This is a genomic window from Vibrio barjaei, assembly GCF_001639065.2.
GTDB classification, from domain to species: domain Bacteria; phylum Pseudomonadota; class Gammaproteobacteria; order Enterobacterales; family Vibrionaceae; genus Vibrio; species Vibrio barjaei.
The window spans coordinates 70,586-88,457 of sequence record NZ_LQXO02000029.1 but is presented as its reverse complement, the minus strand read 5'-3'; the positions used below and the strand labels follow the sequence as shown (position 1 = coordinate 88,457).

The window sequence follows — 17,872 nt, the reverse complement described above, 5'->3', positions numbered from 1 at the left end:
TTCTAAATTTCCGCGCAATTTTCTCCTGAGACGTGTAGAGTTGTGATAACTTTATTTTCGTACTACTAACCAATCCGAGAACTATGTCCGAAAGCCTACTATTTCATAAAACGTATACCCATCCTACAAGTGATGAATGGGTGGTATTTGTGCATGGAGCAGGGGGCAGTTCATCTATATGGTTTAAGCAGATACGAGCTTATCGTGAGCATTTCAACTTACTGTTCATTGATTTGCGTGGGCATGGTAAATCGAATCAGTTCTTAAAGGATATCATGGCCAACAAGTACACATTCAAAACGGTAACAATGGATATCGTTCGTGTATTGGACCACCTTAAAATACAATCGGCCCATTTTGTCGGCATGTCTCTTGGTACCATCATAGTGCGCAATATTGCTGAACTGGCAATGCCAAGAGTGCGCTCGATGGTTTTGGGAGGAGCAGTAACGCGCTTTAACACACGCTCGCAAATACTGGTGAAGCTCGGCAACATGAGTAAGCACATTATCCCTTATATGTGGCTCTATAGTTTATTTGCGTACATTGTAATGCCTCAACGTGGACAGAAAGAGTCTCGTCACCTGTTTGTCAGGGAAGCGAAGAAACTGTGCCAAAATGAATTTAAGCGTTGGTATCGACTAACTACTGAAGTCAACCCGCTGAATCGTTACTTCAAGGAGAGGGAACTACCGATTCCGACCCTGTACCTAATGGGTGAGAAAGACTACATGTTCATCAAGCCGGTGAAAGAAATGGTGGCTGAACATAAGTCCAGCCAACTATTAGAGATTAAAGATTGTGGTCATGTTTGTAACGTCGAGAACCCCGAAGAGTTCAATCGTCACTCAATTGCTTTTATTAAGTCGGTGACACCTCAGTAGGTGCTAACGCTTGGCAACTCCAACAGGCGCCAAACTGCGCTTCATTCACTTCATGACACCTTGGACACACCCAATCCCTTTTTTCCGAATCTGCTTTTAACTGTTCTTGCCACTCAGCGATGATAGCTCTCGCTTTAACGTGTTGTTTGTTATCGATTAGCCAGACATAAGGCAAAGTATTTTCATCAAATGGCACTTCACCTCGAAGCGTGTAAACCCCTTCACCTCTAACTTCACAAAGGATTCCTTCATTTTCCAACTGTTGTTGAACGATATGTGCTTCCGCCGGACTATTACCAATAAAAACCTTCATTATTCTTGTACCTGTGGTGAGCGAGAAATTCGCGCCATAATCCACTTAGCAATCAGTGGAAATAGTCCCAACAAGGCAAATGAGGCTACAACTGCTGGGGAAACGATACCTGACAAACTGTTAATACTGGCGAGCTGTGTGCCGGCATTTAAGTAAACCGCAGTTCCAGGCAACATGCCTAACTGGCTCACTAAATAGTACTTTGACACTTTAATTGGCGTTAAGCCCATTAATAGGTTGATTAAGAAGAACGGAAATACCGGAATCAATCTTAGCGAGAACAGATAAAAAGCACCGTCTTTTTCTACACCTTTATTGATAGTTTCTAACTTTGAGCCGAACTTGCTTTGAACCCAGTCACGCAATAAAAAGCGACTACTCAAGAATGCAATGGTTGCACCGATGGTACTAGCAAAAGAGACAAGAAGAAGACTGGTCCAAAAACCAAATAAAGCGGCACCTAGTAACGTAACGACTGCAGCTCCCGGAATTGAGAATGCGGTAATGGCGATATAGGCAAAAAAGTACACTAATGCGGCGGTAACAAAATTCTGACTGATATATTCGCTGAGTGCAGCTTGCTGAGCCTGAGCATTTTCCAGTGTTAAATATTGTCCAAAATTAACACCTAGAATGATAATGACGGCGAGAAGTGCGATTCCGAGTATTAGCTTTTTGCTCATGATGCTGTCCTTGTGACGACTCTGTATTAGTTTAGTAGACATGGCGTGGATAGATTTACTTTCATCATAAACTAAAAAAATCAGCCGTTAGGCTGATTTTTTGTATAGAGCGATAAGGGCTAGTTTATAAGACTGGCCAATTCTTCTCTTTTATTTTGCGGAATCACGGACCAGTGCGTGCCATTAATGGCACCCTCTAGCGCCCAAAGTAACTCAAGACCTACAGTATTTGAGTGAGTTCGTTGGATTGCTTTAAAAGCCTCCACAGAACCTTGCTCTTGCAGATCATATACCGATTCAATTCCCGCTTTCTTAAGCATACGCTCAGTAGCCAGTCTTAAATTAGGTAAATCTTTGAGTCGATTGGGTTTCGTTTCCGATTGTTGCACTTTTTCTGTTTTAGCAAACTCTAGAGCAGAGCGAGCATGAGTCAAGATAACATCCTGATCTTGCCAACAGTCCTCAGGGAGTGCGAAATACTTAGTGACAACGGGGAACCCACGCTTTTTATAAACGTATGGCTTGTAGCCAAGTTGCTTAAATTTAGCGATCGTCTGACGGTTAGTTCTGATATGTAATTTGTTATTCACTGCTAATGCAAACATGGTATCGTCAATAAAGATACCAAATCCACCAAACATAGAACGAGACTTAACTCTTCCAAGCTGAGCGAACAATTGCATCGAGTTTTTTAGTATAGGATTGTCCATGCTTATTCTTTTCTCGGTGTTATTGATTGTGTCACCAAAATCAGGTCCGAGAGTATAGCAAACGGGTGTCAGCCTTCTGTTAGCGGTAAACCAAAAGAATGCTAATACCTTTGCCATCGGTAACCCCGCTACCTATCAAATAAATTTGGTTTAGGCCGGTGGCTTTGCGTCCCACCCTTTCAAGTGGTTTGCCCTGTGCGTGACATATTTAGAATAAATGAAAATGACTCACATCTATGATGGTTGTATGGTAAAAGTGTGATATTGCTTCAGATAATTGATTGGGATTTGTGCGGGAGAGTATGTCGAAACAAACAATAAAGCGTTCAGTTTATTGGGTGAGGATCAAAAAAAAGTGCCTAGAAAGGCACTTTTTTCAGGATTATGTGAGTTTTTTGACAGAATTACGTTCTACAATCTCAGGGTGCATTTCGAAAATGCGTTTTTCGTGACCTTTATCTTTGATTCGTTCTAGAAGAATCTCAAACGCATTCTTACCTACACGGCGCTTCGGTTGGTGCACTGTTGTCAGTGGTGGAGAGAAATACTCAGCCAATTCGATATTGTCATAACCGATAACGGAAATATCTTCTGGAACTTTTACACCTAATTGTTGCAGGCGACTCATTAAACCGAATGCCATGGTGTCGTTGAAGCAGAATACGGCAGTTGGACGAACTTCCATTGCTGCAATACGGTTAGCGGCAATCACGGCCGTATCACATTCGAAGTTACCTTCTAGGATTCGATCATCTTTCATTTCGATACCCGCTTCCGCTAGAGCACGCTTATAGCCGACAATACGCTCTTGGCAAACGGCTTTCTCTAGGTGGCCGCTCAAGCATGCAATATCAGTATGACCGTTATCGATGAGATATTTAGTTGCGAGATAGCCGCCTTCTTCCGAGTTATCAATGATCTTGTCGGCTTGAGAGCTTTCTGGGCCCCAGTCCATAATCACTTTCGGAATATCTGAATGACGGTCTAGCATTTCTAGTAGCTCTTCAGTTAAGTCGGAGCACATAACCAAAATGCCATCAACACGCTTTTCTGCGAGCATGCGAATATAGTCGCGCTGTTTCTCGTAGACACCACCTGTGTTACATAGGATTAAAGTATAGCCTTGGCGATAGCAGTAACTTTCAACACCGTCGATGACTTCCGAGAAGAACAAGTTTGTAGATTGAGTAACGAGCATTCCAATCGTTTTGGTCGAGTTACATTTCAAACTACGAGCAACCGCGCTTGGTGCATAGTTAAGTTCATCTACCGCTGCCATCACTTTTTCTTGTGTGGCTTCTGCTACAAAACGAGTTTTATTAATTACGTGAGAAACGGTGGTCGTTGAAACGCCAGCCAGACGGGCGACATCTTTGATTGTTGCCATAGCTATATCCTTTTATCGCGGAGTGCTATTAATAGCCAATACCGCTTCGAATTCTGGAAGCCAATATATGGGTTCCTAATAAGTAGTGCATTCTGAATGAAAAAACCGCTTTTCAGCGGTTTGGTTCAACAGTTCGACAGATTATTATTGTGCTTGTTGAATACCAAAGCGGCTTTTGCATTTAAACGGCGGATTGTAGTCTTCCCCATTGATACAAGCAATCACTTATACAACAAATTTATAGATAAGGCGCACTTTTGTCTGTAACGGTGAGTGATAAACAGTACATGCGCCTCAAAATCTTAGGCTTGATCACCTTTTAAGTAATCAAGATCTAGCTTGATGAGTGCTTGAAGTACAGTGGATACCGCAGCGTAAAAACCGAACTCATCGTGCTGCTGACATTTAGTCACGAATTGTGGTACCCAAGTTAGCAGGTGTTGCTCAATAAACTCTGCTTGCTGCTCCATCGCCTCATTCATGTGAGCTTCTGACTCTAATTCGTTGGAACGAATAATGAGGTTCCCGAGAAAATCGAGCTCAATAGCCAAATGATCCGCTGGTTCGTTTAAGTTTTCAGTTACCGCAATATTGTGCTCCGCAAGCAACTCTGACATCACTTGGGCTGGTTTGTCGTTTAATAGACCTGACTCACCAATATATAAAGAAGCATAAGGTAGTGCCCCATGCTTATCTGTTTTCAAAAACAGATCACAAAAGTCAGCAGACAACTCTAGTTGGGCATCTTCTCTTACTTGCAGTCTGTTTAGTGCGTCGACCATAGAGGCGATAGGAGCTGATAGCGTTGGGTTTTCACCCAGTCCAGTAAGGAAAGCGCGTATATCTGGGCTTTGATATTTCTCGAGTTCTTCTGTGGTTAGCTCTCTAGCAAAGAGGCTCGAAAGCCACCAGTATAATTCAGCACGTTGTTCGTTAAATGCTTTGATTTCTTGCATTTTCTTATCTCCAAAAGTGTTATCTCTATTTTAGCTAATAAAGATGAACAACAGTAATCATTGATGTGAAAAAAAAAGGATGGAAAATGAAAGATTGTGAAAACAGGTTGGTGTGGAACAAGGTTTTTGGATAAATCCCTGTTGCATATTCGAAGTTAGGATTTCTATTTGTTTTGAATCAAGAAAAAGCAAGTTTTCTTCAATTCGCGTCAATGTAGGCTAGAATTGTGACTAATTATGAATAGAATGACTCTGTCATTGAAAGATTGAGATAGAAAGACATGAAATATCACGTTCTAGTAGTGGAAGATGATGTCGTTACGCGCAGCAAACTTGCTGGTTACTTCGAAAGTGAAGGTTACTTAGTCAGTGAAGCGGAGAGCGGTGAACAAATGCGTCAGATTCTACAGGAATCTAGCATCGACTTGGTGATGTTAGACATCAACTTGCCGAAAGAAGATGGACTGATGCTAACGCGTGAATTAAGAAGTCAGTCAGATATTGGCATCATTCTGGTGACGGGCCGCACAGATAGTATTGACCGTATCGTTGGTTTGGAAATGGGTGCAGATGATTATGTGACGAAACCTTTCGAATTGAGGGAGCTTTTAGTCCGTGTCAAAAATTTGCTATGGCGTATTTCTCTGGCCAGAAAACAACCTGTTATTGAAGAGTCGGTGCAGAATGAGAACTTGATTTACTTTGGTGAGTGGGTGTTTGACAAGCAGCGCCGTTCGCTAAGTAACAATGGGGAGCCCGTAAAACTCACCAAGGCAGAGTACGAACTCTTAGTAGCGCTATCGGCATACCCTAATCAGGTACTTAGCCGCGAGCGGATACTTAATATGATCAGCCACAGAGTTGATGCGCCAAATGATCGCACTATTGATGTTTTAATTCGTCGCATGCGTGCGAAGATGGAGTTGGATCCTAAGAACCCACAGATTTTCATTACTGTCCACGGTGAAGGGTATATGTTTGCAGGTGATTAATTCACTGTTTTCCGTATCGTTAACCCCAGACTACCGTGTTGGTGCTCTGGGGTTTTTTATTGGGACTAAGGTTAACTTTATTCGATGTATTGAATGCAACTTGTTGTCTATTCTGTTAACTGCCTCGAACTGATTGACGAATTTCTCGTACGACCAAATTGAACCCCTTGGTTTGAACTAGCTTGTAACTGAACCTCTACACGGTAACTCGATAGAGGCAGTTAAAATTGTCAAAGTTCAACACAAGGATGGTTATATGGACGCGATCAGTTCTGCTCGGTATATCAGATTAAAAACGTGGCAAAGTTGTCTTAGTATACCGCTGCTGCTTTACGCTTTTCCTAGCTTTGCTCAAACTTACCAGTGTGAAGGTCTGCCAATTTGGCAGGCTGAGACGGCGTATAGTGGCGGTCAAAAAGTGGTTCAACAATCGATGGCTTACCAAGCGACTTGGTGGAGTCAGAATGTTAGTCCGTCAGAGAACTCTGGAGAATGGCAAGAATGGAGCTTGCTTGGCCAATGTAATGGACAAGGTGGGACAAACCTGCCCCCTAGTTTGAATGTGCTGTCTCCCATAGAAGGGGCCAGTTTGACCTCGGGTAATTTGGTCGCTTTTGAAGCCAGTGCCAGTGATAGTGATGGCCAAATTCAAGAAGTAAGATTCTTGCTACAAGGGGAGTTGCTAGGCACAGTCACAACGTCACCTTATTCCGTCTCTTGGTTGGCACAAGCGGGTAACTATCAGCTCGATGTCATAGCGGAGGATGAACAAGGTGCAGTAACTGCAGTTACTCGTACTTTTGCAGTGAGTAACGTCGAGAACCAGCCTCCACAAGTAACCCTATCTGCCAATACAACGAACATTGCTCTGGGTGAAAATGTATTGTTGTCAGCACAGGCTTCTGACGTTGATGGTGTGGTAAGTGGGGTGGTATTCAACGTTAACGGTAAAATGGTAGCTGATATTAATGCCGCGCCCTGGGAGCACCAATGGCAGCCCGCTCAAGCTGGTGACTATATCGCAGTCGCTATTGCTAGCGATGATCAAGGTGCGAAGTCTGAGTCACAACAAATTTCTATTTCAGTGGCGCCAGTATCAGCAGCAGGTCGCTGCTCAAGCGCATTGTCCTATGTGGTTGGGTCAAATTATAACCAAGGCACTTTAGTGACTCATAACAATGAATTATTCCAATGTGATGTTGCCGGTTGGTGTTCTTCAAATGCTAGTTGGGCGTATGAACCTGGCGTTGGTCAGCATTGGCAAGATGCGTGGACGAATTTAGGCGCATGCTCATCGGCCCCTCAAGTTTCATTTGATAGTCCGCAACCGGGAGAAATCGTTCTATTGGGAAGCGACGTCTCTATCTTAGCCAGTTCAAGCGACGAGGATGGAACGGTCGTATCGGTAGAAGCGTTTGTTGCTGGCGTGAGTCTAGGGGAATTAATCCAACCTCCATATCAATGGGCATGGAATGCCAACTTGCTCAACGTAGTCGACCTAGAACTTTTGGCGACAGATAATGATGGGCTGCAAACCAGTGTGAGACAAACCGTAAATGTCAGTGATAACGTCATTGTCACATCGGTAATGGAACCTGTTTCAGGAAGTGTGGTGGCTGTCGATAAGCCTGTCACGGTGCAAGCTCAAGCAAACTCGTTGCAGAGCGATGTGACGCAAGTCGAGCTGTTTGTAAACGGTCAAAGCACAGCAATAGACAATGTTGCACCCTACGTATTTTCTTGGATTCCGCCCTCTGTGGGAACCTATCAACTTAATGTCGTTGCCAACGATGCTCAAGGAAATAGCGTAGCGTCTGACAGTATTATGGTGACAGCTAAATCTGTGGTTCAACCTAAGCACAAACTGATTGGCTATTGGCATAATTTTGTCAATGGCTCTGGTTGTCCGATTCCACTTAACCAAATGTCTAAAGACTGGGATATCATCGATATCGCTTTTGCTGATAACGATCGTAACAGCAATGGCACGGTTCACTTTAATCTTTACAATGGTGATATTCGCTCCGACTGTGAGCCTATCGATCCAGTACAATTCAAACAGGATATCAAAGCACTGCAGACAGAAGGTAAGATTTTCGTTCTGTCTTTGGGGGGAGCGGAAGGTACTATCACTCTCAATACTGACTCTGATGAAGCCGCTTTTGTGTCCAGTCTGAGTGCCATTATAGAGGAGTGGGGCTTTGATGGCCTCGATATAGATTTGGAAAGCGGCTCTAACCTAGTTCACGGTAGTCAAATCCAAGCGCGTTTGCCAAGAGCGCTACGTGCCATTGAAGCCAATATGGTTGGAGATATGTATTTGACCATGGCGCCGGAGCATCCTTATGTTCAAGGGGGAATGGTGGCGTATTCTGGAATCTGGGGGGCGTATATTCCGGTGATAGATCAGGTCCGTGACATGCTGGATCTGTTACATGTTCAGCTCTATAACAATGGTGGATTAGCGAACCCCTACACAACTGGAGCAGCGCCAGAAGGATCAATTGATATGATGGTCGCAGCGTCGAAAATGCTTATTGAAGGGTTTGAACTTGCTGATGGTAGTCGCTTTATGCCTCTAAGAGATGATCAAGTTGCTATAGGTCTTCCATCGGGACCTAGTTCAGCAAATTCTGGACAAGCTCCTATCGCCAATATAGAAGCCGCACTAGATTGTATGGTGACAAAGAGTCGATGTGATAACGTGATTCCGAACAATCAATCTCCAAACTTCGGAGGGGTTATGACGTGGTCAATTAACTGGGATCAACATGATGGGTTCAACTTCTCAAAACCAGTGAAAGCGAAATTGGAGCAGTTGAATAATTGATAAAAAGACGCCTCACTCTGCGGTGAGGCGTCTTTTATAGTGCCTTAATGTTATTGAGCGTTCGCTGCCTCTTGTGGTTCTTCAGGAGCAAGCTGAGCTTCAATGTCCTGCTCAGTGATCTTATCTACGCCCTCAGAAGATTCTAACTCAGAGACGGAAGGTAAAAACTCTTGGTTACCTTCGTTGGCCACCCAATCACGAAGGTCTTGCCATATTAATCCCATGGTCTCGTGCCAGTATCGCTCAGTCTGCTCCAAGTAACGAGATGATGGCGTATATTTCTGCCATGCTTGCTCAATGTCTTTTTGCGCTAAGAAGTTAGTCGGTGCTGGGTATGGGGTCAAGCCAGCAGCTTCAAATTCATGCATAGCACGCTTCATATGACTAGCAGATGTCACCAAAACAAGTTTCTTATTCTGAACGAATCCAGCGGCTTGTCGGGCTTCTTCCCATGTATCTTTCGCTGTTTCCAGTAAAATGATATCTGGTTTGGCAATACCTAAAGCAAGGGCAACTTTGGCCATGGTTCTAGCATGACTGACACCAGTGCCACCATCATAACCAGATAGAATCAATTTAGCGCCTGGATACATTCTAAGAATCCGGATACCTTCACTTAAGCGCATTAATGAAGCTCGGCTCAGTTCTGAAGTGGGTGGAATTTGGTCGTCGACCACATGTCCACCACCAAGGACCATCACATAGTCGATGGTTTCATTAATTGGCAAGAACGCACTGTATTGGCGCTCAAGTGGCATCAACAGGCGACTAGATAAGGGTTGGAATGAAATAAGAAAAGTCCCACACAGAGACACGAGAATAATCAGGCTGCCTAGTTTACGGCGTGCCGTAAACATGATGAGAACTAAGCCCAAGAAACCAAGAATTAACATGGCAGGTAGAGGCATTAGTAATGAGGACACAACCTTTTTCAGCTCAAACATAGAATAATAGTCCGAAAAAACACCACTTAACGCTAAAAAAGGGAGTTGCCCCTTTATTCCTGTCACTTATATGACAGAATAGCTGTACAACTGGTTATCTTAACTCAATACACCGTGATGCAAGACCGAAATTTCGACGATATCGCCCACAAATTTGCAAAAAATATTTACGGCTCAGAGAAGGGTGAAATTCGCCAAACTATTGTTTGGGAAGACTTAACCCAAGCTCTCGCAGCGCTGGATGATACAAGAAAAAAACTAGAAGTTTTAGATGCTGGTGGTGGATTAGGGCAAGTTTCGCAACGAATTGCTGAGAGAGGACACAAGATCACATTATGTGACCTCTCTTCTGAAATGCTCAAGTTGGCCAAGGCAGATGTTGAAAAAAACGGGCTACTCTCGCAATATCGCTGGATACATAGTCCAGTACAGCGTATTGCAGAGCATATGAATCAACCAGTAGATCTGGTGTTGTTTCATGCTGTTATGGAATGGTTAGCTGAACCTAAGCCCACGCTAGAAGCGGTTTTGCAGCAAGTAAAACCAGGTGGCATCGCTTCTGTCATGTTTTACAATCATCATGGATTGGTATTTAAGAACGTCATATGTGGCAATATTCCTCATGTACTTGAAGGCATGCCACATAGAAAAAGATTTAAGCTTCAGCCACAAAAAGGGCTGAAGCCAGAGGAAGTTTATCAATGGATAGAGGATGCGGGATTTGAAATATGTGGCAAATCCGGCATTCGTTCATTCAGTGATTACATTGGCAATATGCAATACATGGGAGACTACACTGCTGAAGATGTTCTAAAAATAGAGCAGCAGCTGTGTCGCCAAGAACCCTATCTCTCCATGGGCCGATACATACATGTATCGGCGAGGAAAAAACAATAACAGGAAAGACCATGAGTGATAACACTCTGATTGCGGATGACCGACCGATTGATGAACTCGTCGGTTGGGTCAAGCAGCATGATTTTGCATTGAATCTTTCCACAGAACGGTTGGCATTTCTCATATCCATTACGGTATTGGGTAATGAAAGATTTGATGAAGAACTTGGGGAAGGCGAACTGCATGACGCGTTCAAGATCGTCACCCAACAGTTCGAGCAAACGGGCGAAGCGACCGCGTTTCGTGCCAATAATGCGATTAATGAATTAGTTAAACAGAGGCTGCTAAGTCGTTTTACCAGTGAGATAAACGATGGCGCAAGCATCTACCGTCTCAGTCCACTAGCGATTGGCATTACGGATTACTACGTCAGGCATCGTGAGTTCTCAAAACTCAGACTGTCTATCCAGCTTTCTATGGTGGCGGATGAAATGGCGAAAGCCATTCTCGCGGCTCAAGAAGGCGGGACGGTTGGTCACTGGCGTAAGAACGTGTTTGGTGTTCTGAAATACTCAGTGGGTGAAATCTTCGACCAGATTGATTTGAACCAACGAGTTATGGATGAGCAGCAGCAGTCGGTCAAATCGCAAATTGCAGAGCTACTTAATAAAGACTGGCGAGAAGCCATCAACAATTGCGAAGCTTTGTTGTCTGAAACCTCTGCTAACCTTCGTGAGCTTCAAGATACTCTGCAAGCAGCAGGGGATGAACTACAAACTCAAATACTTGATATTCAAGAGATTGTCTATGGCGATGATGAGCTTGAGTTTGTGGGAGAGGCGCTCTTTGGCTTACAAATGAAGTTAGATCGAATCATCAGCTGGGGTCAGCAAGCGATCGATTTATGGATTGGTTACGATCGTCACGTGCATAAATTTATCCGTACTGCGATCGATATGGATCAAAACCGAGCATTCAGCCAAAGACTTCGTCAGTCCGTGACCGACTACTTTGACGCGCCATGGTATTTAACCTATGCCGACGCAGAAAAACTCACCGACCTTCGTGATGAAGCTTTGGTGCTTCGTAATGACGAAGTGACGGGGGCTGTGCCACTTGAAGTGGAATATGAAGAATTTGAACAAGTAAATGATGAACTTGCCGAGCGTATTGGAGACATGCTGAAAGTGCATAAAGAGCAGGGCGCTCCAATTGATTTAGGCATAGTGCTTCGAGACTATCTTGCTGCACACCCACACACTCATCATTTCGATCTAGCAAGAATCGTTGTGGACCAAGCAGTTCGGTTGGGTTACTCACAATCCGATTACTCCGCCATTCAACCAGATTGGCAAGCTATCAACGATTTTGGCGCAAAGGTACAAGCAAATGTCATCGACAAATATTGACGAATACATGTCAGAAAAACTGGCAAAAGCGATAACAAATCCGCTTTTTCCTGCACTAGATAGTGCACTTCGTGCGGGCAAACACATCTCCTCAGAAGACTTGGATAATCACGCTCTTTTGTGTGATTTTGATGTGGAACTGGCGAGTTTCTATCAGCGCTATAACACGGAATTGGTGAAAGCGCCTGAAGGATTCTTCTATTTACGCCCTCGTTCGACCACGTTAATCGGTCGAAGTGTGTTGTCAGAATTAGATATGCTGGTGGGCAAAGTACTGTGCTTTTTGTATTTGAGCCCAGAGCGTCTAGCTCATGAAGGCATCTTTACCAATCAAGAACTGTATGACGAGTTATTGGCACTCGCTGATGAAAAGAAACTGATGCGGCTCGTCACTAATCGCGCAACAGGATCGGATCTCGATAAAGAAAAGCTGTTTGAAAAAGTACGTACGTCTTTACGACGTCTACGCCGCCTAGGTATGACGATCTCTATTGGCGATACTGGTAAGTTCCGCATCAGTGAGGCGGTGTTCCGCTTTGGTGCCGACGTTAGGGTTGGTGACGATATGCGTGATGCTCAATTGAGACTGATTCGCGATGGTGAAGCGGTAGCGCATACTCAAGCACCATCACAAGGTAGCTTAATTCCTAGCGAAGAAGTGAAAGAGACAGAGTTAACCGAACAATTGGATATTCAGCAACATGATCAGGAGGCTGACGTATGATTGAAAGAGGTAAGTATCAATCAATGACGATGGTCAACTGGAACGGCTTTTTCGCGCGTACTTTTGACATTGATAGCCTAGTGACCACGTTATCTGGAGGTAACGGTGCGGGCAAATCTACTACAATGGCGTCATTCATCACGGCTCTGATCCCCGACCAAAGCTTGCTTCACTTTAGAAATACGACAGAAGCCGGCAGTTCTCAGGCATCGAGAGATAAAGGCCTATACGGTAAGTTGCAACCAGGCACATGTTACTCGGCACTCGACGTTGTGAACTCACGTAATCAACGAGTCTTGTTCGTGGTTAAATTGCAGCAAGTTGCTGGACGAGATAAAAAAGTCGATATCAAACCGTTTATTATTCAAGGTTTGCCAAGCAGCGTTAAGCCGACCGATATCCTAATAGAAGCAGTGTCTGACAACCACGCTCGTGTCCGCCAAATTAATGAAGTGAAAGATGCGGTCAGCGGTATGGAAAGCGTTCACTTTAAAACGTTTAATTCTATTGTTGATTATCATGCACAAATGTTTGAGTTTGGTGTCTTGCCAAAGAAATTGCGTAATAGCAGCGACCGCTCGAAGTTTTATCGTCTGATTGAAGCCTCGCTTTATGGTGGTATTTCAAGCGCCATTACTCGCTCGCTTCGTGACTATCTATTGCCTCAAAATGGTGGTGTGAAAAAAGCATTCCAAGATATGGAATCGGCACTGCGCGAAAACCGTTTAACCCTAGAAGCCATCAAAACGACGCAAGCCGACCGTGATCTGTTCAAGCACCTTATTACTGAATCAACGAACTATGTTGCTGCAGATTATATGCGCCATGCGAATGAGCGCCGTAATAAGCTTGAAACTACAATGGCGATGCGCAATGAGTTGTTTGGCTCAAGACAAACCTTGATTGCACAGAATGAATTGCTAAATAAAGTTCAGCAAGAACTGTCCATGCTTCTCGAAAGCGAATCTGGTCTCGAACAAGACTATCAAGGAGCGCAAGACCACTTACTGTTGGTTCAAAATGCTTTACGCCAACAAGAGAAGATCGAACGTTATCAAGAAGATCTTGAGGAGCTCAACGAGCGCCTTGAAGAGCAAATGATGGTAGTCGAAGAGGCCACAGAGCGTAAGTTAGGCGCAGAAGAGCAAGCGACATTCGCTGAAGAAGAAGTGGATAGCTTAAAAACGCAGCTAGCAGATTACCAACAAGCCCTGGATGTACAACAGACGCGCGCGCTGCAATATCAACAGGCGGTCCAAGCATTAGAGAAGGCGCGCGAGTTGCTTGATGATGACGCTCTGGAGCAAGATGGCGCTGCGTCTAAACTAACTCAGCTGAAAACCGAAGAAGCAGAACGTACTACTCAATTGCTGGAATTTAAGCATAAGCTGGATATGTCTTCTGCTGCGGCGAAGCAGTTTGAGCTTGCATTAGAACTGGTCCAGCAAGTCGCAGGCGATGTGCCTCGGAATAAAGCAGCAAGCGCGGCAAGAGCAGCGTTAAAGCAAGTGGATGAACAGCGTCAACTGCTTGGCAATGAATCCCAGCTACGAGCACAGTTCCGTGATACTGAAAAGAACATTGAACGCCAAGTGCAAGCTCAGCAACTGGTTAACGATCTCCATAGTGTTGGCGTCACAATAGCCAATGAAATGGATATTGAGATAGAAGTAGAGCGTCAGCGCGAAAAAGTGCTAGAAGGCGAGCAACGACTTGAGCAGTTACGTGAATCATCAAGTGACGCGAAGCAGCGCGAACAGGAACTGGCTTCTGAAATTAGTAAACTTGAGCGTTATGCTCCTCAATGGATTAAGTCATACAACGCGCTAGAAGAGTTAAGAGAGCAAAGTGGTCTGGAACTGACAGATCGAGCGGATGTTATCAGCTCAATGCAGGAAGTGAATGATAACGAACGTAAAACCTCATTTGAACGCGACTCATTAGCGAAACGTCGCGAAGAACTTGATCTTGAAATTGAACGTCTTGCGTCTCCGGGTGGTTCAAATGATCCACGCTTAAAATGTTTGGCAGATACACTGGGTGGCGTGCTTCTCTCTGAGATTTACGATGACATTACTATTGATGATGCGCCGTACTTTAGCGCAATGTATGGTCCAGCTCGTCACGCGATTGTAGTGTCAAACCTTGATGGAATTAAAGAAAAGCTGGTAGAGCTTGATGATTGTCCAGAAGATTTGTACATCATCGAAGGCGACATCGATGCATTTGATGATAGTTCATTTGATGCTGACGAATTAGATGGTGCGGTGTGCGTACAGCTTAATGAAAGACAGTTACGTTACTCGCGTTTTCCGAAGATCCCTCTATTTGGCCGAGCGGCGCGTGAACAGCGTTTGGAGCTGCTGCGTGAACAACGTGAAGAGACCGTTGAAAAGCACGCGAAAGCGGCGTTTGATGCACAAAAGCTGCAACGTCTTTACCAAGCATTCAATGCTTTCGCTGCACAGCATATGCAGCTAGCATTTGAATCCGACCCTGAAGTACAGCTAGCGCGTCTGCGTGAGCAACGAAGTGCTGTAACTCGTGAACTAAGTGACCACAAACAACGTGAACAGCAGATCAACTCGCAGCTGGTGGCGACAAAGCAATCGGTCGGTTTACTCGATCGATTGGCGATTTCATCAAATGTTTTGTTTGATGAGACATTGATTGAGCGATTTGCAGAACTGCAATCGCAAATGGAACAGCTAACCTCAGCGAACGCGTATGTTAATCAGCACGGCTCTACACTAGAAAAACTGTCTAGTGTAGTCAATGCGTTGGATAGTGACCCAGAGCAGTTTGAAGCGTTAACGGAGCAATACCAATCTGCGGACAAAAATCTGCAAGTATTAAAAGCGCAGATCTTTGCCGTTGCCGATTTGGCTGAGCGTCGTCCTTACTTTGCTTATGCTGATTCCATAAATATGTTGAATCAAAGTAGTGAACTTAGTGAGCAACTTAAAGCGAAGTTAGTGCAAGCTGAATCAACGCGTGCTCGTTTGCGCGAAGGCTTAAAGCAAGTTCAGGAGCAAGCCAACCAATACAACCAAGTACTGGCGTCTCTTAAGAGTTCCCATCAAGCTAAACTGGAAACGGTTCAAGAGTTTAGAGCAGAGCTTCAGGAATACGGTATTGTCCCTGATGAATCCGCATTGGAACGTGCAGAGCAGCGTCGTAATGAGCTTCAGTTAGCATTGCAAACATCTCGTACTCGTAAGAGTGAATACGAGAAAACCATGACGTCCACTGAACTTGAAATGAAGGGTTTGGCGAAACGTCTGAAAAAGGTTCAGAAAGAGTACGTCGAGTTACGTACCTATGTGGTAGCAGCAAAAGCGGGATGGTGCAGTGTATTACGTCTAGCCAAAGCTAATGACGTAGAGCGTCGATTACACAAACGTGAACTCGCCTACATGAGTGCTGGTGAATTGCGTTCAATGTCGGATAAGTCATTGGGTGCGCTGCGTTTGGCAGTCGCTGATAACGAAGATTTGCGTGATTCACTGCGTCAATCGGAAGATACTTCCAAACCAGAACGTAAAGTCCTGTTCTATATCGCTGTATACCAACATCTAAGAGAACGTATCCGTCAGGATATCATCCGTACCGATGATCCGGTTGAAGCCATCGAAGAGATGGAAGTAGAGCTGGCTCGCTTGACTGAAGAACTGACGCAACGCGAAAATCGCTTAGCTATTAGTTCGGACTCGGTATCAAGCATCATCAAGAAAACGATTCAGCGCGAGCAGAATCGAATTCGTATGCTTAACCAAGGTCTATCGAATATTCATTTCGGTCAGGTGAAAGGCGTAAGACTTAATGTCAAGATTCGTGAAAGCCATGAGCAATTGTTAGTCGCTCTAACTGGTGAGCACAAAGACTTGTTCGAGACAACGCGTTATACCTTCTCTGAAGCGATGGCTAAGTTGTTCCAGCGTGTTAACCCACATATCGATATGGGACAACGCTCTCCGCAAGTATTGGGCGAAGAGTTACTGGATTATAGAAACTACCTTGAGCTCAGTGTTGAGGTTAACCGTGGTTCGGATGGTTGGCTGCAGGCGGAATCGGGCGCACTATCGACAGGCGAAGCCATCGGTACTGGTCAGTCGATTCTGTTAATGGTAGTGCAAAGCTGGGAAGAAGAATCGCGCCGTTTGCGTAGCAAAGATATTTTGCCTTGTCGTTTATTGTTCCTAGATGAAGCCGCGCGTCTTGATGCTAAATCCATCGCGACACTATTTGAACTTTGTGACCGCCAAGACATGCAGTTACTCATTGCCGCACCGGAGAACATCAGCCCAGAGAAAGGGACGACGTATAAACTGGTGCGTAAAGTGTTCAAAGATCACGAGCATGTTCATGTTGTCGGTCTTCGCGGTTTTGGTGAGAACAAACGATTAGATGATGCTGAAAAGTTAGTTGAACAAGTAACAGCGTAAAGAAAAACTAAAAAGCCTTCTTGTTGGAAGGCTTTTTTTTTAGCTTATGCAAGTTGAGTAGAGATCTTGCCCTAACAGTTCTCCACTTTTCTTAATAGATCGCTTTTTACGATTTCTAGCGCCTTGAGTGCAACTTTAGGATCAACTTCGTTACTTTCCAATAGAAAGATGAGATCAACGGCAAGTTTGATTTCTTCAGGTGCATTATCGAGCCCAGATTCAGAAGACATTATATAAACCTCATCTTTTGATTGATGGTGTGCTGAATCGCATTCATAGCATTGCGGCAGCGTTGTAAACGTTGTTCGGTCGAGATAAGTTGTGGCTTGGTCGTTTGACCATCTGTCAGGCTCTGTTCTTGTTGCCTCACAAGAGTGCACAACTTTTGTTCCCAAACTTGATGTTGTTTAAGGTCAGCCCTCAATTGTTCGAGGGATTTGCTTTCTAAAGCAGTATCAGTGGGTGTATTAGTAATGAGCAAGATTCGCTCAATCGCTTCAAGTTGCTCGGTGAACTTTGTCACCCAAATTTCTGAAGAAGAGCCGCCAATACCTTGCTTACTCAGCGTGATGATTTTGTCTAAGGTTCGCTCGGTTTCTGTAACGCAAGGTTGAAGCAGAAAGTTGGAAGAGGAGAAAAGGTGTTTATCAAACAGTGGCTTTTTGTGACCACGATTTTGAAAATCAAATGCTTGAGCATCTTGGTGGAGTTGCTTTAGTCGAGCTTTAACTTCAGGCAATTTCATTGCAGCTCCTCTT

15 protein-coding genes and 1 riboswitch are annotated in these 17,872 nt (G+C 44.4%); of the genes, 7 read left to right on the top strand and 8 right to left on the bottom strand.

Annotated features, from left to right (window positions below; genetic code table 11):
* Positions 1–83 precede the first annotated feature (83 nt).
* Positions 84–884, top strand: coding sequence for an alpha/beta fold hydrolase (locus AWH66_RS14305; RefSeq protein ID WP_063604384.1), 801 nt, complete (start codon positions 84–86; stop codon positions 882–884).
* Here AWH66_RS14305 and AWH66_RS14300 read toward each other — a convergent pair.
* From AWH66_RS14300 to torD, 5 genes are all read right to left on the bottom strand, one after another.
* A complete protein-coding gene (locus tag AWH66_RS14300) occupies positions 862–1,197 on the bottom strand; it encodes a putative signal transducing protein (protein WP_062457068.1) in 336 nt (111 codons plus the stop codon). The two genes, AWH66_RS14305 and AWH66_RS14300, sit on opposite strands and share 23 nt — an antisense overlap.
* The gene (locus AWH66_RS14295) at positions 1,197–1,880 is read right to left on the bottom strand and encodes a TVP38/TMEM64 family protein (protein ID WP_063604385.1); all 684 of its coding nucleotides are present in this window, start codon (positions 1,878–1,880) and stop codon (positions 1,197–1,199) included. The genes AWH66_RS14300 and AWH66_RS14295 overlap by 1 nt, the downstream gene beginning before the upstream one ends.
* A gap of 119 nt (positions 1,881–1,999) precedes the next feature.
* On the bottom strand, positions 2,000–2,590 hold the full coding sequence (locus tag AWH66_RS14290; RefSeq protein WP_006074950.1) for a TfoX/Sxy family DNA transformation protein: 591 nt from the start codon (positions 2,588–2,590) through the stop codon (positions 2,000–2,002).
* Between the two features lie 115 nt (positions 2,591–2,705).
* Positions 2,706–2,793, bottom strand: a riboswitch (cyclic di-GMP riboswitch).
* Between the two features lie 179 nt (positions 2,794–2,972).
* A complete protein-coding gene (purR, locus tag AWH66_RS14285; RefSeq protein ID WP_063604387.1) occupies positions 2,973–3,977 on the bottom strand; it encodes an HTH-type transcriptional repressor PurR in 1,005 nt (334 codons plus the stop codon).
* Positions 3,978–4,279: 302 nt separating this feature from the next.
* The gene (torD, locus tag AWH66_RS14280; protein ID WP_006074952.1) at positions 4,280–4,933 is read right to left on the bottom strand and encodes a molecular chaperone TorD; all 654 of its coding nucleotides are present in this window, start codon (positions 4,931–4,933) and stop codon (positions 4,280–4,282) included.
* Positions 4,934–5,214: 281 nt separating this feature from the next.
* Between torD and torR the strand changes: the two genes are divergently transcribed.
* Positions 5,215–5,925, top strand: a complete 711-nt coding sequence (gene torR / locus AWH66_RS14275) for a two-component system response regulator TorR (protein ID WP_063604388.1) — start codon at positions 5,215–5,217, stop codon at positions 5,923–5,925.
* A 256-nt stretch (positions 5,926–6,181) separates the two neighbouring features.
* Positions 6,182–8,755 carry an Ig-like domain-containing protein gene (locus AWH66_RS14270; RefSeq protein ID WP_083400041.1) on the top strand — a complete coding sequence of 858 codons (2,574 nt, stop codon included), beginning with the start codon at positions 6,182–6,184 and terminating at the stop codon, positions 8,753–8,755.
* 50 nt (positions 8,756–8,805) lie between these two features.
* On the opposite strand, the gene elyC is transcribed toward AWH66_RS14270, so the two are convergent.
* The gene (elyC, locus tag AWH66_RS14265) at positions 8,806–9,699 is read right to left on the bottom strand and encodes an envelope biogenesis factor ElyC (RefSeq protein WP_063604389.1); all 894 of its coding nucleotides are present in this window, start codon (positions 9,697–9,699) and stop codon (positions 8,806–8,808) included.
* A gap of 114 nt (positions 9,700–9,813) precedes the next feature.
* On the opposite strand from elyC, the gene cmoM reads away from it, so the two are divergent.
* The 4 genes from cmoM to mukB are packed head-to-tail and all read left to right on the top strand — an operon-like array spanning position 9,814 to position 17,114.
* The gene (gene cmoM, locus AWH66_RS14260; protein ID WP_063604460.1) at positions 9,814–10,596 is read left to right on the top strand and encodes a tRNA uridine 5-oxyacetic acid(34) methyltransferase CmoM; all 783 of its coding nucleotides are present in this window, start codon (positions 9,814–9,816) and stop codon (positions 10,594–10,596) included.
* An 11-nt stretch (positions 10,597–10,607) separates the two neighbouring features.
* Positions 10,608–11,945 carry a chromosome partition protein MukF gene (gene mukF / locus AWH66_RS14255; RefSeq protein ID WP_063604391.1) on the top strand — a complete coding sequence of 446 codons (1,338 nt, stop codon included), beginning with the start codon at positions 10,608–10,610 and terminating at the stop codon, positions 11,943–11,945.
* Entirely contained in the window at positions 11,926–12,669 is a 744-nt protein-coding gene (gene mukE, locus AWH66_RS14250) for a chromosome partition protein MukE (protein WP_063604392.1), read from the top strand. Before mukF ends, mukE begins: the two co-directional genes overlap by 20 nt.
* On the top strand, positions 12,666–17,114 hold the full coding sequence (mukB, locus tag AWH66_RS14245; protein ID WP_063604393.1) for a chromosome partition protein MukB: 4,449 nt from the start codon (positions 12,666–12,668) through the stop codon (positions 17,112–17,114). Before mukE ends, mukB begins: the two co-directional genes overlap by 4 nt.
* A 71-nt stretch (positions 17,115–17,185) precedes the next feature.
* Here mukB and rsmS read toward each other — a convergent pair whose 3' ends face one another.
* Together rsmS and priC are read right to left on the bottom strand one after the other, a co-directional pair.
* A complete protein-coding gene (gene rsmS / locus AWH66_RS14240; RefSeq protein WP_083400040.1) occupies positions 17,186–17,344 on the bottom strand; it encodes a pleiotropic regulatory protein RsmS in 159 nt (52 codons plus the stop codon).
* Positions 17,344–17,859: a primosomal replication protein PriC gene (gene priC, locus AWH66_RS25440; protein WP_083400039.1), complete on the bottom strand. Its 516-nt coding sequence runs from the start codon at positions 17,857–17,859 to the stop codon at positions 17,344–17,346. The genes rsmS and priC overlap by 1 nt, the downstream gene beginning before the upstream one ends.
* Positions 17,860–17,872: the final 13 nt, after the last annotated feature.

Bases quoted from the DNA above. Each gene is read 5' to 3' on its own strand.
- mukB (WP_063604393.1), top strand. From the start codon at position 12,666: ATGATTGAAAGAGGTAAGTATCAATCAATGACGATGGTCAACTGGAAC.
- torR (WP_063604388.1), top strand. From the start codon at position 5,215: ATGAAATATCACGTTCTAGTAGTGGAAGATGATGTCGTTACGCGCAGC.
- AWH66_RS14290 (WP_006074950.1), bottom strand. From the start codon at position 2,590: ATGGACAATCCTATACTAAAAAACTCGATGCAATTGTTCGCTCAGCTT.
- purR (WP_063604387.1), bottom strand. From the start codon at position 3,977: ATGGCAACAATCAAAGATGTCGCCCGTCTGGCTGGCGTTTCAACGACC.
- rsmS (WP_083400040.1), bottom strand. From the start codon at position 17,344: ATGTCTTCTGAATCTGGGCTCGATAATGCACCTGAAGAAATCAAACTT.
- priC (WP_083400039.1), bottom strand. From the start codon at position 17,859: ATGAAATTGCCTGAAGTTAAAGCTCGACTAAAGCAACTCCACCAAGAT.
- elyC (WP_063604389.1), bottom strand. From the start codon at position 9,699: ATGTTTGAGCTGAAAAAGGTTGTGTCCTCATTACTAATGCCTCTACCT.
- mukE (WP_063604392.1), top strand. From the start codon at position 11,926: ATGTCATCGACAAATATTGACGAATACATGTCAGAAAAACTGGCAAAA.
- AWH66_RS14305 (WP_063604384.1), top strand. From the start codon at position 84: ATGTCCGAAAGCCTACTATTTCATAAAACGTATACCCATCCTACAAGT.
- AWH66_RS14300 (WP_062457068.1), bottom strand. From the start codon at position 1,197: ATGAAGGTTTTTATTGGTAATAGTCCGGCGGAAGCACATATCGTTCAA.
- AWH66_RS14270 (WP_083400041.1), top strand. From the start codon at position 6,182: ATGGACGCGATCAGTTCTGCTCGGTATATCAGATTAAAAACGTGGCAA.
- AWH66_RS14295 (WP_063604385.1), bottom strand. From the start codon at position 1,880: ATGAGCAAAAAGCTAATACTCGGAATCGCACTTCTCGCCGTCATTATC.
- mukF (WP_063604391.1), top strand. From the start codon at position 10,608: ATGAGTGATAACACTCTGATTGCGGATGACCGACCGATTGATGAACTC.
- torD (WP_006074952.1), bottom strand. From the start codon at position 4,933: ATGCAAGAAATCAAAGCATTTAACGAACAACGTGCTGAATTATACTGG.